This is a genomic window from Enterobacter sp. N18-03635 (assembly GCF_004006055.1).
In the GTDB taxonomy this organism is placed as follows: Bacteria; Pseudomonadota; Gammaproteobacteria; order Enterobacterales; family Enterobacteriaceae; genus Enterobacter; species Enterobacter vonholyi.
This window is the reverse complement of record NZ_CP034769.1, coordinates 496,617-513,221: the sequence shown is the minus strand read 5'-3', so window position 1 is coordinate 513,221 and position 16,605 is coordinate 496,617. Positions and strand designations below refer to the sequence as shown.

The 16,605-nt window shown below is 59.4% G+C and carries 11 protein-coding genes; 5 read left to right on the top strand and 6 right to left on the bottom strand.

The window, feature by feature from the left end:
• Positions 1–98: 98 nt before the first annotated feature.
• Positions 99–2,807: a magnesium-translocating P-type ATPase gene (gene mgtA, locus ELK40_RS03140; RefSeq protein WP_127729398.1), complete on the bottom strand. Its 2,709-nt coding sequence runs from the start codon at positions 2,805–2,807 to the stop codon at positions 99–101.
• Positions 2,808–3,198: 391 nt separating this feature from the next.
• Between mgtA and treR the strand changes: the two genes are divergently transcribed.
• The 5 genes from treR (at position 3,199) to nrdG (ending at position 10,473) form a co-directional block, all read left to right on the top strand.
• Positions 3,199–4,146 carry a trehalose operon repressor TreR gene (gene treR / locus ELK40_RS03135; RefSeq protein ID WP_032651468.1) on the top strand — a complete coding sequence of 316 codons (948 nt, stop codon included), beginning with the start codon at positions 3,199–3,201 and terminating at the stop codon, positions 4,144–4,146.
• 128 nt (positions 4,147–4,274) lie between these two features.
• A complete protein-coding gene (treB, locus tag ELK40_RS03130) occupies positions 4,275–5,693 on the top strand; it encodes a PTS trehalose transporter subunit IIBC (RefSeq protein WP_029739268.1) in 1,419 nt (472 codons plus the stop codon).
• Positions 5,694–5,745: 52 nt separating this feature from the next.
• Complete coding sequence (treC, locus tag ELK40_RS03125; RefSeq protein ID WP_115876598.1) at positions 5,746–7,389, top strand: alpha,alpha-phosphotrehalase; 1,644 nt, start codon at positions 5,746–5,748, stop codon at positions 7,387–7,389.
• Positions 7,390–7,764: 375 nt separating this feature from the next.
• Positions 7,765–9,903, top strand: coding sequence for an anaerobic ribonucleoside-triphosphate reductase (gene nrdD / locus ELK40_RS03120; protein WP_008501397.1), 2,139 nt, complete (start codon positions 7,765–7,767; stop codon positions 9,901–9,903).
• A gap of 105 nt (positions 9,904–10,008) precedes the next feature.
• A complete protein-coding gene (gene nrdG, locus ELK40_RS03115) occupies positions 10,009–10,473 on the top strand; it encodes an anaerobic ribonucleoside-triphosphate reductase-activating protein (protein ID WP_127729396.1) in 465 nt (154 codons plus the stop codon).
• 32 nt (positions 10,474–10,505) lie between these two features.
• On the opposite strand, the gene ELK40_RS03110 is transcribed toward nrdG, so the two are convergent.
• The 5 genes from ELK40_RS03110 to ELK40_RS03090 are packed head-to-tail and all read right to left on the bottom strand — an operon-like array spanning position 10,506 to position 16,590.
• Positions 10,506–12,416 (bottom strand): PRD domain-containing protein, encoded by a 1,911-nt coding sequence (locus ELK40_RS03110; protein WP_127729394.1) that lies wholly within the window; start codon positions 12,414–12,416, stop codon positions 10,506–10,508.
• Positions 12,417–12,435: 19 nt separating this feature from the next.
• Positions 12,436–13,572, bottom strand: coding sequence for a lactonase family protein (locus tag ELK40_RS03105; RefSeq protein ID WP_127729392.1), 1,137 nt, complete (start codon positions 13,570–13,572; stop codon positions 12,436–12,438).
• 36 nt (positions 13,573–13,608) lie between these two features.
• Entirely contained in the window at positions 13,609–14,349 is a 741-nt protein-coding gene (locus tag ELK40_RS03100; protein ID WP_127729390.1) for a KDGP aldolase family protein, read from the bottom strand.
• Complete coding sequence (locus ELK40_RS03095; protein ID WP_115876603.1) at positions 14,346–15,464, bottom strand: DgaE family pyridoxal phosphate-dependent ammonia lyase; 1,119 nt, start codon at positions 15,462–15,464, stop codon at positions 14,346–14,348. The genes ELK40_RS03100 and ELK40_RS03095 overlap by 4 nt, the downstream gene beginning before the upstream one ends.
• Complete coding sequence (locus tag ELK40_RS03090; RefSeq protein WP_127729388.1) at positions 15,448–16,590, bottom strand: amidohydrolase/deacetylase family metallohydrolase; 1,143 nt, start codon at positions 16,588–16,590, stop codon at positions 15,448–15,450. Before ELK40_RS03090 ends, ELK40_RS03095 begins: the two co-directional genes overlap by 17 nt.
• Positions 16,591–16,605 lie beyond the last annotated feature (15 nt).

Here is a 16,605-nt window from a genome sequence, read left to right as displayed (position 1 = left end):
TGTCGTCAAGCGAATGCGCCGACGGAGATCACAGGTTGTTGAATTTGGGAGGAAAGCTATTGCCGGGTGGCGGCTTCGCCTTACCCGGCAAACATAACTTACTGCCACCCATACCGACGCGCATAGAACCCTTTCACCATCTGGGTCAGCACCATATAACCGGCGAGGATCGCCACCAGCCAAGGGAAGTAGCTCAGCGGCAGCGCCTGCAGCTGCAGGTAGCTTGCCAGCGGTGAGAACGGCAGCGCGATGCCGAGCGCCATCACAATCCCCGTCATCACAATCAGCGGCCACGCGGCACGGCTCTGGATGAACGGAATGCGGCGGGTGCGGATCATATGCACAATTAGCGTCTGCGACAGCAGGCCTACCACGAACCAGCCGGACTGGAACAGCGTCTGATGTTCCGGGGTGTTGGCATGGAACACAAACCACATCAGGCAGAAGGTCAGGATGTCGAAGATGGAGCTGATCGGGCCAAAGAACAGCATGAAGCGCCCGAGATCTGCCGGGTTCCAGTGCTGCGGCTTCTGGATCTGCTCGTCGTCCACGTTATCAAACGGAATCGCCACCTGAGACACGTCGTACATCAGGTTCTGGATCAGCAGGTGCAGCGGCAGCATCGGAAGGAACGGTAGAAACGCGCTCGCCACCAGCACGCTGAAGACGTTACCGAAGTTGGAGCTGGCGGTCATCTTGATGTACTTGAGCATATTGGCAAAGGTACGGCGCCCTTCAATCACGCCCTCCTCCAGCACCATCAGGCTTTTTTCCAGCAGAATGATATCCGCCGCTTCGCGGGCGATATCCACCGCCCCGTCGACGGAAATACCGATATCCGCCGCACGCAGCGCGGGCGCGTCGTTAATGCCGTCGCCCATAAAGCCCACCACGTGCCCTTCGCGCTTGAGCAGGGTGACGATGCGCTCTTTGTGCATCGGCGTCAGGCGGGCAAACAGCGTGGTACGCTGGGCAAGCTTCGCCAGCTCGTCATCAGAGAGATGTTCAATATCGCTCCCCACCACCACGTCGCCCGCGTCCAGCCCCACTTCATGGCACACTTTCGCCGCCACCAGCTCGCTGTCGCCGGTGAGAATTTTGACGGTAATACCGCTCGCCTTCAGCGCCTTCAGCGCCGGTGCGGTGGTCTCTTTCGGCGGGTCGAGGAAGGCGATGTAGCCCTCAAGGATCAGATCGGATTCGTCGATACGCTGATAGTCCCCCTCGCGCGCGGGCAGGAACTTGCTCGCGACCGCCACCACGCGCAGCCCCTGACGGTTCAGGTTGTCGGTGACGCGCTTGATGCGGCGCAGCATGGTGTCGTCCAGCGGCACGATGTCGCCATTATAGCGCACCTGCGTAGACACGTTGAGGATCTCCTGCAGCGCGCCTTTGCAGATCAGCTGATGCACGTCCGTCTGCTCGCTCACCACCACCGACATGCGGCGGCGCTCGAAGTCGAACGGGATCTCATCCACCTTCTGCCAGCGGCCGGAGAGCGTGCGGGCGGACTCTTCATCCACCCCTTCCAGCACCGCAACGTCGAGCAGGTTTTTCAACCCGGTCTGATAATGGCTGTTCAGCCACGCGCTGTGAAGGACGCGCTCGCTGGTTTTGCCGGAGATATCGGTGTGGTTCTCCAGCACGATTTTGTCCTGCGTCAGGGTGCCGGTTTTATCGGTACAAAGGATGTCCATCGCGCCAAAGTTCTGAATGGCATCGAGGTGTTTAACGATCACTTTTTGTTTAGAGAGCTTCACCGCACCGCGCGCCAGCGTGGAGGTGACGATCATCGGCAGCATTTCCGGCGTTAAGCCGACCGCCACGGAGAGCGCAAACAGCGCCGCTTCCCACCAGTCTCCTTTGGTGTAGCCGTTGATCAGCAGCACGATCGGCGTCATCACCATCATAAAGCGGATCAGCAGCATGCTGACGCGGCCAATCCCTTTCTGGAAGGCGTTTGGCTCGCTCTCCTGCTCGCTGACGCGTCCGGCAAGCTGACCAAACCAGGTGTTGCCCCCGGTGGCGGTGACAATCGCCTGCGCGGTACCGCTGACCACCGTGGTGCCCATAAAGCACAGGGTATCGCACTCGAGCGGATTCATCTGCTGCGGGTCGCGGCTGCGCGCCACCTTTTCAACGGGCAGGGATTCCCCGGTAAGGGAGGCCTGCGCGACGAAAAGATCGCGCGCCTGGATGATGCGTAAATCCGCCGGGATCATGTCTCCCGCCGCCAGCTTCACCAGATCCCCCGGCACCAGCTGGTCGATAGGCAGCTCCACCCAGGCGTTTTCGCCGAGATCGTTAATCACCCGCGAGACGGTCGCGGTGTTGCTGACCATCGCCTTCAGGGCGTCAGCCGCTTTGGTAGAGCGGGCTTCCTGAATAAAGTTCAGAAGCGTGGAGATACCGACCATAAGGGCAATGACGCCTGCGGCAAACAGATCTTCCGTCGCGTAGGAGATGAGGCCGAGCACGGTCAGCAGCAGGTTGAACGGGTTGCGGTAGCAGAGCCACAGGTGCACCCACCACGGAGACGGCTTTTGCGCCGGAATGAGGTTATCGCCATGCACGGCGCGGATTTTTTCCACTTCTGCCGCGTTCAGCCCTTCCGGGTGTCCGCCAAAGGCGCGCCAGACTTCGTTTTCATCCATCGCCGCCACGTTCAGGCAGCGTTCGGTCAGGGACGCGGGGATCGCCGCCCCCGCCATGTTTTTGGCATTAGGCAGCGGGTCGCGCTGAACAAGACGGTGTGGCAGGTGGCGGCTCAGCAGCGCCTGCAGCTGCCGGGTGAAATTTTTAAACATAGCCATTCCTCCGCATCCGCGAATGCGGACGCAGCAATTCCTTCAGGCGTGGCAAAGCCGTACCTGAGAGGCACTCAATTTTTCAAGCAGGAACGTTTGGGACGTTGCTGCCTCACATCACCGGTGAGACAGCAAAAGCTGGCTTACCGGAAAGAACGCATTCTCCCGTTCAGGAGAGGTGTGGGATCGGGATCCATGAAGCCTCCGGTAAGTAAAAAAACAGGGTGTCGCCGCGCAGTCCAGGGATTTAGGCATACCCTTTATGACGATTCGGGCGGTATTATACCCCCCTGCAAATAAACCGAACGTAAACCAGACTTTGCCCATAGCGAAATCGCGCTATAGCATTAGGCTCAATTCATTACATCGTCGTTGTTACAGGGAATACAGCATGCAGAACCGCCTTACGATTAAAGACATCGCGCGTTTAAGCGGCGTGGGGAAATCGACCGTCTCACGCGTGCTGAATAACGAAAGCGGCGTCAGCGAACGCACCCGCGAGCGCGTCGAGGCGGTTATGAATCAGCACGGCTTTTCCCCTTCCCGCTCCGCACGAGCCATGCGCGGGCAAAGCGATAAAGTGGTCGCCATCATTGTCTCGCGTCTGGACTCTCTGTCTGAAAACCTCGCCGTGCAGACCATGCTGCCCGCCTTCTACGAGCAGGGATATGATCCGATCATGATGGAGAGCCAGTTCTCGCCACAGCTGGTGGAAGAGCATCTGGGCATGCTCCAGCGGCGCAACATTGACGGCGTGGTGCTGTTCGGCTTTACCGGCATCAAAGACGAGATGCTAAAACCCTGGCAGCCGTCGCTGGTGCTGCTGGCGCGCGATGCCCACGGGTTTGCCTCCGTCTGCTATGACGACGAGGGCGCGATTATCACCCTGATGCAGCGCCTGTTTGACGAAGGCCATCGCCACATCAGCTTCCTCGGCGTCCCGCACGCGGACGTCACCACCGGCAAGCGTCGTCATGAGGCCTACCTGGCCTTTTGCAAAAAGCACAATCTTTCCGCCGTGGCCTCCCTGCCGGGTCTGGGCATGAAGCAGGGCTACGAGCAGGTCGCCAGCGTACTGACGCCGCAGACCACCGCGCTGGTGTGCGCCACGGATACCCTTGCACTGGGTGCCAGCAAATATCTGCAGGAGCAGCGTATCGATAACCTGCAGGTGGCGAGCGTCGGCAGCACGCCGCTGATGAAGTTCCTGCACCCGGAGATCATCACCGTCGACCCGGGCTACGCCGAATCCGGCAGACAGGCCGCCGCGCAGCTGATCGAGCAGATAAACGGGCGCGCTGAGCCGCGTCAGATCGTCATTCCCGCTCACCTTTCGTAATCGCCATAAAACAGATTATTGTGATCTTCGCCCGATTTCGGGAACGTTCCCATTTTCGCCGCCACGCTGAAGGAGTAGGCTTGCGCTCAGGTCATTACCCCCCTCACCATCTGTCATGAGGTTTCATGATGAGTAAAGTCAAACAAGCAGATATCGATCGGCTGATCGTCCTGGTCGGCGGCCGCGAAAACATCGCCACCGTCAGCCATTGCATTACCCGCCTGCGCTTCGTGCTGAACGATCCGGCCAAAGCCAACCCGAAGGCCATTGAAGAACTCTCCATGGTTAAAGGCTGCTTCACCAACGCCGGTCAGTTCCAGGTCGTTATTGGTACCGAAGTGGGCGATTACTATCAGGCTCTGCTGGCGACAACCGGGCACTCCTCCGCCGATAAAGAGCAGGCGAAGAAGGCCGCGCGCCAGAATATGAAGTGGCACGAGCAGCTGATTTCCCACTTCGCGGAGATTTTCTTCCCGCTGCTGCCCGCGCTGATCAGTGGGGGCTTGATCTTAGGCTTCCGTAACGTCATCGGCGATGTGCCGATGAGCGACGGTAAAACCCTGGCGCAGATGTATCCGGCGCTGAAAACCGTTTACGATTTCCTGTGGCTGATTGGCGAGGCGATCTTCTTCTATCTGCCGGTCGGGATTTGCTGGTCCGCGGTGCGTAAAATGGGCGGCACGCCGATTCTCGGAATCGTGCTGGGCGTCACGCTGGTCTCTCCACAGTTAATGAACGCTTACTTACTTGGTCAGCAGGTGCCTGAGGTGTGGAACTTCGGCCTGTTTACCATCGCCAAAGTGGGCTATCAGGCGCAGGTCATTCCGGCCCTGCTGGCGGGTCTGGCGCTGGGCTTTATTGAAACACGACTGAAGCGCATCGTGCCGGATTACCTTTATCTGGTGGTGGTGCCGGTGTGCTCGCTGATCCTGGCGGTGTTCCTGGCGCACGCCTTTATCGGTCCGTTTGGCCGCATGATTGGTGACGGCGTGGCCTTCGCGGTGCGTCACCTGATGACCGGCAGCTTCGCCCCGATTGGCGCCGCGCTGTTTGGCTTCCTGTACGCCCCGCTGGTGATCACCGGCGTGCACCAGACCACGCTGGCCATTGATATGCAGATGATCCAGAGCCTCGGCGGCACGCCGGTCTGGCCGATTATCGCCCTGTCTAACATTGCTCAGGCGTCCGCGGTGACCGGCATCATCATCGTCAGCCGCAAGCACAACGAACGCGAGATCTCCGTTCCGGCGGCCATCTCCGCCTACCTCGGCGTCACCGAACCGGCGATGTACGGTATCAACCTGAAATACCGCTTCCCGATGCTCTGCGCGATGATCGGTTCCGGTCTGGCGGGCCTGGTGTGCGGACTGAACGGCGTAATGGCAAACGGGATTGGCGTCGGCGGCCTGCCGGGCATCCTCTCCATCCAGCCCGCTTACTGGCAGGTGTTTGCCCTGGCGATGGCCATCGCGATTATCGTCCCAATGGCGCTCACCACCGTGGTTTACCAGCGTAAGTTCCGTCAGGGCTCGCTGCAGATTGTTTAATCTCTCTCTTTCGGGGCGCAGTTGCGCCCCTTCGCATTTGCAGGAACACACTATGAATACCCTTCCTCACTGGTGGCAAAACGGCGTTATCTACCAGATTTACCCCAAGAGTTTCCAGGACACCACCGGCAGCGGCACCGGCGATCTGCGCGGCGTGACGCAGCGTCTGGACTACCTGAAAACCCTCGGCATCGACGCCATCTGGCTGACGCCGTTTTATATCTCTCCGCAGGTGGACAACGGCTACGACGTGGCAAACTACACCGCCATCGACCCGGCCTACGGCACGCTGGATGATTTCGACGAGCTGGTCGCTGAGGCGCACGCGCGCGGCATTCGCATCGTGCTGGACATGGTGTTTAACCACACCTCCACGCAGCACGCCTGGTTCCGCGAGTCGCTGAACAAAGCGAGCCCGTACCGCCAGTTCTACATCTGGCGAGACGGCACGCCGGAGCAGCTTCCCAACAACTGGCGCTCCAAGTTTGGCGGCAACGCCTGGCGCTGGCACGCGGAGAGCGAGCAGTATTACCTGCACCTTTTCGCGCCGGAGCAGGCCGATCTCAACTGGGAAAACCCGGCGGTGCGCGCCGAGCTGAAAAAGGTGTGCGAATTCTGGGCCGATCGCGGCGTGGACGGCTTGCGCCTCGACGTCATTAACCTGATTTCGAAAGATCAGGATTTCCCGGACGACACCATTGGCGACGGTCGCCGCTTCTACACTGACGGGCCGCGCATCCACGAATATCTCCAGGAGATGAGCCGCGACGTCTTCACCCCGCGCAACCTGATGACGGTGGGCGAGATGTCGTCAACCTCGCTGGAGAACTGCCAGCAGTACGCGTCGCTCGACGGGCGCGAGCTGTCGATGACCTTTAACTTCCACCACCTGAAGGTGGACTACCCGGGCGGCGAAAAATGGACGCTGGCGAAGCCGGACTTCGTGGCGCTCAAAACCCTCTTCCGCCACTGGCAGCAGGGGATGCACAACAAAGCCTGGAACGCGCTGTTCTGGTGTAACCACGATCAGCCGCGCATTGTGTCGCGCTTTGGCGACGAAGGGGAATACCGGGTTCACGCCGCGAAGATGCTCGGCATGGTACTGCACGGCATGCAGGGCACGCCGTATATTTATCAGGGTGAGGAGCTGGGGATGACCAACCCGCACTTCAGCCGCATCACCGATTACCGCGACGTGGAAAGCCTGAACATGTTCGCGGAACTGCGCGCCAACGGCCGCGATCCGGATGAATTACTGGCGATTCTGGCGAGTAAGTCCCGGGATAATGGCCGCACGCCAATGCAGTGGGACGCGTCGCACAACGCGGGCTTTAGCGAGGGCGAACCGTGGATTGGCGTCTGCGATAATTACGAAACCGTGAACGCCCGCTCGGCGCTCGACGACCCGGATTCGGTGTTCTACACCTACCAGTCGCTGATCGGCCTGCGTAAAACCCTGCCGGTGCTGACGTGGGGAGATTATGAAGATCTCCTGCCGGAGCATCCTTCTCTGTGGTGCTATCGCCGCCAGTGGCAGGGACAGACCTTGATTGTTGCGGCAAACCTGAGTAATACGCCTCAGGAATGGCAGACAGACCTTCTCAGCGGTAAGTTGCAGGTGCTGATGAGTAACTACCCGACACCGCAAACGACGTCGCTGCGTCCGTTTGAAGCCGTCTGGTGGTTGCAGCAGTAGCATTCCCTGCCGGGTGCGGCTCAGCACCCGGCTTACTTAACTGTTTTTGTTGAGTAATTAATCAGATTTTTCTCTCGCGCCTTTACAATCGCTGAAGCGCCCGTCGTTTGTACTCTCGTTTTTTTACTTTGTTCTGCATCAAATAAATCGCAAACATGTTTGATGCAAATCACTATATGTAGCACTTAAAATGCACGCCAACCCAACATCTTGTATTTATCGTCTACTATTCCAACAACAAGACGGCGCTTACGCTGGCCGGAATTGTGGATAACACGAGCTGGGAACGCGGGAAGTCTTTGGCCTGGCGGGGAATACGCCCGGAGAAGACTTCTCCACCTCTGTGGATAACCTGTTTTCAAAAATGGAGTGATCATGACACCGCATGTGATGAAACGTGATGGCTGTAAAGTGCCGTTTAAATCAGAGCGCATCCAGGAAGCCATTCTGCGTGCAGCTAAAGCAGCGGGAGTCGATGACGCAGATTACTGCGCCACCGTCGCAGAAGTCGTTAGCAGCCAGATGAACGAACGCAGCCAGGTCGATATCAATGAGATCCAGACCGCGGTTGAAAACCAGCTGATGGCGGGGCCCTACAAGCAGCTGGCGCGCGCCTACATTGAGTACCGTCACGATCGTGATGTGCAGCGTGAGAAGCGCGGGCGTCTGAACCAGGAGATCCGTGGTCTGGTAGAGCAGACCAACTCTGCCCTGCTCAATGAAAACGCCAACAAAGACAGTAAAGTGATCCCGACCCAGCGCGACCTGCTGGCCGGCATCGTCGCCAAACACTATGCCCGTCAGCATCTGCTGCCGCGCGACGTAGTCTCGGCGCACGAGCGCGGCGAAATTCACTACCACGATCTCGACTATTCGCCGTTCTTCCCGATGTTCAACTGCATGCTGATCGACCTGAAAGGCATGCTGACCCACGGTTTTAAAATGGGTAACGCGGAGATTGAACCGCCTAAGTCGATCTCCACGGCCACCGCGGTCACGGCGCAGATTATCGCCCAGGTCGCCAGCCATATTTATGGCGGCACCACCATTAACCGCATTGATGAAGTGCTGGCCCCGTTCGTGACGGCAAGCTTCAACAAGCACCGTAAAACGGCCGAAGAGTGGCAGATCCCGGACGCTGACGGCTACGCGCACTCCCGTACCGAGAAAGAGTGCTACGATGCCTTCCAGTCGCTGGAATATGAGGTGAACACGCTGCACACCGCCAACGGCCAGACGCCGTTTGTGACCTTCGGCTTTGGCCTGGGCACCAGCTGGGAATCACGCCTGATCCAGCAGTCGATCCTTCGCAACCGTATTTCTGGCCTCGGTAAAAACCGCAAAACCGCGGTGTTCCCAAAACTGGTGTTTGCCATTCGCGACGGCCTGAACCACAAGTTTGGCGATCCGAACTACGACATCAAACAGCTGGCGCTGGAGTGCGCGAGCAAGCGCATGTATCCGGACATCCTGAACTACGACCAGGTTGTGAAAGTCACCGGTTCGTTTAAAACGCCAATGGGCTGCCGCAGCTTCCTCGGCGTGTATGAAGATGAAAACGGCGAGCAGATCCACGACGGGCGCAACAACCTGGGCGTCATCAGCCTGAACCTGCCGCGCATCGCGCTGGAAGCGAAAGGTAATGAAGCTGAGTTCTGGAAACTGCTGGATGAACGTCTGCAGCTGGCGCGCAAAGCGCTGATGACCCGCATTGCGCGTCTTGAAGGGGTCAAAGCCCGCGTCGCGCCGATCCTCTATATGGAAGGGGCCTGCGGCGTGCGCCTGAAGGCGGACGATGACGTATCCGAGATCTTCAAAAACGGTCGCGCGTCCATTTCGCTGGGCTACATCGGTATTCACGAAACCATCAACGCGCTGTTTGGCGACACGCACATGTACGACAGCGAAGCCCTGCGCGAAAAAGGGATCGCCATCGTTCAGCGCCTGCGCGACGCGGTAGACCAGTGGAAAGAGGAAACTGGCTACGGGTTTAGCCTCTACAGCACGCCGAGTGAGAACCTGTGCGACCGCTTCTGCCGTCTGGACACCGCCGAGTTCGGGATTGTGGAAGGCGTGACCGACAAAGGGTACTACACCAACAGCTTCCACCTCGACGTGGAGAAAAAGGTGAACCCGTACGACAAGATCGACTTCGAAGCGGCGTATCCGCCGATCGCCAGCGGCGGCTTCATCTGCTACGGCGAGTACCCGAACATTCAGCACAACCTTAAGGCGCTGGAGGACGTGTGGGATTACAGCTACCAGCACGTGCCGTATTACGGGACCAACACGCCTATCGACGAGTGCTACGAATGCGGCTTTACCGGTGAGTTCGAGTGTACGAGTAAAGGCTTTACCTGCCCGAAATGCGGCAACCACGATGCGGCTCGCGTATCCGTGACCCGTCGCGTATGCGGCTATCTCGGTAGCCCGGACGCGCGTCCGTTTAACGCCGGCAAGCAGGAAGAGGTGAAGCGTCGCGTCAAGCATTTGGGGAATGGGCAGATCGGTTAATCCTCTGCCACGTTAATGCCCGGTGGCGCTGCGCTTACCGGGCCTACGGACCGCTCTCTTTTGTAGGCCGGGTAAGCGCAGCGCCACCCGGTGTAGTTATTCGCTATGAACTATCACCAGTACTACCCTGTCGACATCGTCAACGGCCCCGGCACCCGCTGCACCCTGTTCGTTTCAGGCTGCGTCCACGAATGCCCCGGCTGTTACAACAAAAGCACCTGGCGTCTGAACTCCGGCATGCCGTTCACCGCGGAGATGGAAGATAAAATCATCCGCGATCTGAACGACACGCGCATCAAACGCCAGGGGATTTCACTCTCCGGCGGCGATCCGCTGCACCCGCAAAACGTGCCGGATATTCTGAAGCTGGTGAAGCGCATTCGTGCAGAGTGTGCGGGAAAAGATATCTGGGTCTGGACAGGCTACAGGCTGGATGAACTGAATGCGCAGCAGATGGAAGTGGTGGATCTGATTAACGTGCTGGTCGACGGCAAGTTCGTGCAGGATTTAAAAGACCCGTCTTTGATCTGGCGCGGCAGCAGTAACCAGGTAGTGCATCATCTGCGTTGAGCAAAGGCGGATGTTATCCGTCCGCCCTTACCTCAAAACCGACTCAAACTCTCCATAGCCACCGCCTTAAACCCGGCAAAATCTCCGCAGCTAGAGAGCCGCGACATCGCCCGCTCGCGCAGGAAGGTGACGAAGATATCGTAAATCGCCATCGCCTCTTCGTACTCGCTTTTGCTGATGGCGAGCAGGAAGATAACGTGCGCGGTTTCGTCGCCCCACTGAACGCCTTGCGGGGCGAGCACGGTGTAGACCACCGTTTTCTGCGCCAGCAGGCCGAGGGAGTGCGGGAGCGCAATGCCGTCGCCGAGCATGGTGCTGACGATGGCTTCACGCTCAACAACCGAATCCAGAAACTCCGCGCCGACAAAGCCTTCTGCCTCAAGCTGTTCACACAGCTCGCGGAAGAGCGTCTGCTGATCGATTGGCTTGTCGATAATGCGGAAATGGGCTGCATCGAAGTATTTATCCAGCATCCACGGGCGGGTGCGGTCCACGAGCACCAGTTTGCCAATCTGTTCTAACTGATAGTCGGTCGGGAACGGGGCGATCGTTACTACCGGTTTCGACTTTTCGCTGACGCGTGCGGTGGCTATCACAAAGTCTTCGCCAATGGTTTCCGCAACCTCGTACTCGCGCAGGGTGAGCGTGCGCGTCACCTCAATCTGCGGATATTTACGCTGCAGCACCGCCTCAATCATGCGGACCATCGCGTTACCGGCGTCGCATACCAGCAGCACGCGCGGCTGGCGCTGGTAGCCGATGTTGTAGTGGCGCTCCAGCCCGACGCCAATGTGCAGCACCAGGAAGCCAATCTCGTTTTCGCTGATCGCATACGGCGTGTATTTGCCCCAGCTCGACACCGCCGCCAGCGTCATATCCCACGCCATCGGGTAGTGCTGCTTGATGTTATCCAGCAGCGGATTGGGGATCATGATTTGATACCGCACGCGGGTGATCATGGTTTTGATGTGCGTGAGCAGATCCGCGTGCAGCTGCGCGTCGCTGAGCAGGTTGTAGTTATAGTGAGTGTTGATATAGCGCAGGATGTAGTTGACCAGCGCCTCGTCGTCGTCAGCGTTAATGGCGCTAGGCGCGATCTCCTGAATCTGCCGCGCCGCAATGTGCACGCACAGCCAGCTCTCCTCTGATGGCGAAAGCGCCTTGCCCGCCAGCTGCTGGATGGTGACGGCGATATCCTTAGCCGCCTCGCGCACGTTCTCTTCCACGTCTTCGGCGTGGAATTCCGGCAGCGGATAGCCCTCGCTGATGCGCCGTACCGACACCGCGCAGTACAGGCGCAGGAACAGCTCGCCTTCATCGGTCAGGCGAATGTGGTGACGCGTCAGGGCGTCGTGCAGCACCGGCACCATCTGCTCCGCCACGCCCGCATTCAGCGCCACGTCGGTCACCAGCGGGTTCAGGCTGTCCTGCTGGGCCAGCTCCCAGAGCAGATCGGTCAGGCACGCGCGGGTCGACATCTCGCTGCCAAACAGCTTCATGCCGTGGCGCGGACGCGTTTCCAGCGTCAGGTTATAGCGATGAAACCACTCGCGGACTTCGGCCATGTCGCTTTGCAGCGTGGCGCGGCTGACAAACCACTCGTCCGCCAGATCCTCCAGCTTAAGAGAAAATGCCGAGGTCAGAAAACGCACCACCAGATAATGCACGCGCTCCGGCCCGGTGCGGGGGATACGCAGCGCGCGCGGGTGGGAGGCCTGCAGCTCTTGATACCGCGCCGCATCGTCAATTTTGAGCTGGTAGCCGTTGCCCCGGCTCAAGATAAACTGCGCGCCGTGGCTTGCCAGCAGCGCGTTCAGGGCGGTGATATCGGCACGGACGGTTCGCGTGGAAACCGACAGCCGCTGCGCCAGTTCGTCCTGCGGCAGCGTCTCGTTTTGCAACAGTTCGAAAAGTTGCGCTAAACGTTGGTTCGGAAATCGCACGTCGTTGTCCTCTTACGGCTTAAGGTGAAATGACCATCTGGGATGGGCTGCCGACCGGGGTATAGTCCGGTTCGAAGCTCAATTTCCCGTCCTGCGCCACGCGGAAACGGGTAATGTTGTCGCTGCGCTGGTTCATGACGTACAGCCAGCGTCCCTGCTTATCGAGCGTCAGGGTGCGCGGGTAATCACCACGCGTCCACACGTCATCCTGATGCGTCAGCGTGCCCTCCGCCGTTACGGTAAAGTGCCCGATGCTGTTATGCAAACGGTTAGCCACATACAGCTGTTTGCCGTCTGCGCTTAACGCCAGACCGGCAGCAAAGCTGGTGCCTTTGTAACCTTCAGGCAGGGCTGAAAGCGTTTTGCCCTCTTTTAAGGTGCCGTTGGCGTTCACGGTATACCGGGTGAGCGTAGACGCCTCTTCGTTAATCAGCCACAGGGCATCGCCCTTTGGCGTAAAGACAAAGTGGCGCGGCCCGGCCCCTTTTGAGGAGGCGCTGATAAACGGCGGATCGTTCGGCGTCAGCTTTCCTGTCCGATCGTCAAAGCGGTACTGATAGATGCGATCCAGCCCAAGATCGGTCGAAAACACGTATTTCCCGCTCGGATCGGCGGCGATCATGTGCGCATGCGGGCCGTTATGATCGCTGATCGCGAAACTGCCCTCGACGGCAGCTTCCGGCTTCGCCGCGCCCGGTTCGCCTTGATCCTGACGTTTGTCCGTGGCTACACCCAGGCTGCCGTCTGCGTTGACGGGTAAAATGGCAATCGATCCGCTGACGTAGTTCGCCACCAGAAGATGCTTGCCGTTCGGCGTCAGGGAGAGATACACCGGCCCCGCACCGCCGGAGGCCACCTTATTCAGCTCGCTCAGCTCACCGTTATCGCCGACGCGCAGCGCCTGCACCACGCCCTGCTCTACTTCACTTGCCAGATACAGCGTTCTGCCGTCCCGTGAAAGGGTCAACTGCGCCGCATTCGGCAGTTTGCTCACCAGCGTTTTATCTTTCAGCGCGCCGGTTTGCGGGTTAACAGTAAAACGGTACAGCCCTTCACCGTTCGGATTATAGGTACCCACCCAGGCGTATTGCGTCTGGGCGACAGCGGCGGTGGCGAACATTGAGAGTGAAGCGACAAGCAGGGTACGGGTGTGCATGGTGGCTCCTTCAGGTATGTGCGGTTTAGTTTTGTTTTATTTAACCAGCTTCTTCGTCATCGCCAGCAGCGTACGCACGTCTTCCGGACGCGTATCGCCGCTGGCTTTGTCGATAATCGAGCTGTAGATATGCGGGATGATTTTGCTCACGCCCGCGTCGAGGGCGATCTGCAGGATCTCCTCATAGTTTTCCAGATCGATACCCCCGGTCGGCTCCAGCCAGAAGTCGTGGCGGGCGCAGACTTCCGCTACCGCCTTGTACTCGTCACGGCACTTGAGGCCGCCCATCGGGAAGTATTTGATGGAGCTGCCGCCGAAATCTTTCAGCAGGGCAATCGCGGTTTCAACCGGCACGATACCGTCCGGCGCTTTGCTGCTCAGCGGGCCGGTGGAGATTTTTACCATGCCAACGGTGCCGGTCGGAGAGACCAGACCGTTGACTACGGACTCATTCTGCCCCAGCAGCGCGCGGCTGGTGGCCACGCCGGTGAAAACCTGGTTAACGTGCTGCGGCTGTACCTGACGGGAGATTTCACTCACCATCGCCGACTGGTTCGGGTCGCCCGCGCCCAGCCCAACAGACAGCGCGTTATCAATCAGCTTCGCGTATTCGCGCATATCGGCAACAGCGCTCGCCACGTCCGGGTAGTTTTTGGAGAGCACGCCCACCAGCACGTGGCCTTCCGCCGCCTCGTAGATGGCGCTGGCGTTGGCCTTTGAGCCAGCCAGCACGTTCAGGCAGACGCGGTCACGGTAAAAGTTGGGGGTCAGTTTCATGCGTTTTTCTCCTGTCCTAATACTTCACTAATGCGGCGGTACACGATGTTCAGCTGGTCAGCGTTTACGCTGCGCACGTCCGCCTCAATAATCCCTTCGTTGGCCTTGTAGCCACGGAAGTAAATGGCGTACTCGCCCTGCTTGAGCTTCGCCACCAGATCGCCCGTGCCGACGCCGGTCGTGACTTCGTCAAACTTAATCTCGGTGCGGGCAATATCGCGACCGGCGCTGTCCCAGACCACGCGCGCGGTCACGCCGTTCAGGGTATTGAGCGCGTCGATAAACGGCGTCATTTTCGCCACCATCTCGGCGCCGCTCTCTTTAGTGGCCGTCAGGTAGTGTTCGATGGCGCAGGTCAGGCCGAGAATGCCCTCTTTGCCGACCTTCATCGCGCGGCCAATGCCCGCCGTCTGGCGCTTAACCCACTCAACGTACCGGGTTTTGCCGATCACCAGACCGCTGGTTGGGCCTTCGATCGCCTTCGCGCCGCTGTAGATCACCAGGTCCGCGCCGGAACGGTAGTACGCGTGCAGATCCTCTTCCGCCGCGGCATCCACGATGAGCGGCAAGTCGTGTTTACGTGCGACAACCGCCGCCTGCTCGACGCTGAGCATGCTTTTCTGCACGCAGTGGTGAGATTTGATGTACATGATCGCCGCCGTACGCGGGGTGATCGCCGCCGCCAGCTGATCGGCGGAACATTCATTGGCGTAGCCCGCCTCCACCAGCCTGCCGCCGCCCAGCGCCACCATGGTGCCCACCGGCGCGCCGAAGTTCACGTTGTGGCCTTTCGGCAGGACGATCTCGTTGTTCTCAATCGGGGTGACGTGCAGGTTTTCCAGCAGCCAGTCGCTGTCTTTTACCAGCACCGCCGCCACGGACTGGGCAATGCCCGCCGACGCGCAGGAAACCACCGTCGCCCCTTCCACGTCCAGCAGCTTCGCGATGTATTCCCCGGTTTTGTTGACCAGATCCTTCATCTCGAAATAGTGATTCATGCCGTCCATCGCCGCCTGCACGACTTCCGGGCGCGGCGTGGAGACGCCGAGCGCCGTCATGCGGCCAGAGGTGTTGATCACCTGCTTTAAGTTGTACTTCTCATAAATCGAAGGCATGTTCCGTGCTCCCTTGTTCGGTCATGTAGCCCTTGCCCGCGCGGATCGCGGCAAGCGGCACCAGAATGTATTCAGCCTGCAGGCTGTCGTTTTCGGCATCCGTCAGCACCGTCGGCTGATGTTTGAGGGTGAATAGCGTCAGATCGGCGTCGAGACCCGGCTGAATGCGGCCCTTGCGCGCCAGGCACAGGCCGTCGGCGGCGTTCGCGGTGACGCAGTCAATCACCTGCGGTAAGGACATGCCGATGGCGAGAAACTTCGACATCACGCTTGCCAGCGAGCCCACCGGGCCGTTGATGCGGTTGCGGCAGTAGATGTCCGAGCTGATGGTGTGCGGCAGGATGCCCATCGCGATGGCGCGTTTCGCCACCTCAAAGCTAAAGCTCGCCGTACCGTGGCCGACATCCAGACGCACGCCGCGCTTCAGGGCGGAGGAAATGGAGGCGCGCAGCTCGCCGGACGGCGTAAGAATGCGGTTAGGCTTGCCGTTGTAGCAGTGGGTGATAATGTCGCCGGAGCTCAGCAGCTCGGCAATTTCGTCGAGGTTCGGCGGGTTGTTGCCAATGTGAACCATCAGCGGCAGGTCGCCGTTCTCTTTCTGAATGGCTTTGGCACGCTCCAGCGGCGTGATGCCGTTTTCACCGACCACGCTGCTGCTCATGCGCGCCTTCAGGCCGACGATAAAATCAGGGTGGCGCGTCACCGCCTGCTTCACCGCGTCGGCGTCAATATTGGCCATGTTGGCCAGCTCGTTCTGGGCAATCAGCCCCACGCGGGAGATGTTCAGCAGGGCAAAGACCTCGGTGGAGGCCCTGCGGGTGATCGCATAGAAATCGTCCACGTCGTCGGCCCCGGTACTGCCCGCGTCCACTACGGTGGTGACGCCGGTGGCAATGCCCACGCTGTCCGGCTCGTCGTGGTAAATCGGGGAATTCGGATAGCAGTGTACGTGGGAGTCAATCCAGCCTGCGCTGACGAACACTTCACCGTTAAGATCAACCGTCTTGCGAGCGGGAGCGTCAATGTCGCCCGTCGCGGCAATCTTCCCGTCCTGAATCGCGATATCGGTCAGGGTATCGTCGGCGAGGCGCACGCGGCGCACGCGGCGCAGGAGTAAATCAAACATGAGGATCTCCTGAAA

Coding starts and splice junctions, on each gene's coding strand:
- treC (WP_115876598.1), top strand. CDS start 5,746: ATGAATACCCTTCCTCACTGGTGGCAAAACGGCGTTATCTACCAGATT.
- ELK40_RS03090 (WP_127729388.1), bottom strand. CDS start 16,590: ATGTTTGATTTACTCCTGCGCCGCGTGCGCCGCGTGCGCCTCGCCGAC.
- ELK40_RS03100 (WP_127729390.1), bottom strand. CDS start 14,349: ATGAAACTGACCCCCAACTTTTACCGTGACCGCGTCTGCCTGAACGTG.
- nrdG (WP_127729396.1), top strand. CDS start 10,009: ATGAACTATCACCAGTACTACCCTGTCGACATCGTCAACGGCCCCGGC.
- ELK40_RS03095 (WP_115876603.1), bottom strand. CDS start 15,464: ATGCCTTCGATTTATGAGAAGTACAACTTAAAGCAGGTGATCAACACC.
- treB (WP_029739268.1), top strand. CDS start 4,275: ATGAGTAAAGTCAAACAAGCAGATATCGATCGGCTGATCGTCCTGGTC.
- mgtA (WP_127729398.1), bottom strand. CDS start 2,807: ATGTTTAAAAATTTCACCCGGCAGCTGCAGGCGCTGCTGAGCCGCCAC.
- ELK40_RS03105 (WP_127729392.1), bottom strand. CDS start 13,572: ATGCACACCCGTACCCTGCTTGTCGCTTCACTCTCAATGTTCGCCACC.
- nrdD (WP_008501397.1), top strand. CDS start 7,765: ATGACACCGCATGTGATGAAACGTGATGGCTGTAAAGTGCCGTTTAAA.
- treR (WP_032651468.1), top strand. CDS start 3,199: ATGCAGAACCGCCTTACGATTAAAGACATCGCGCGTTTAAGCGGCGTG.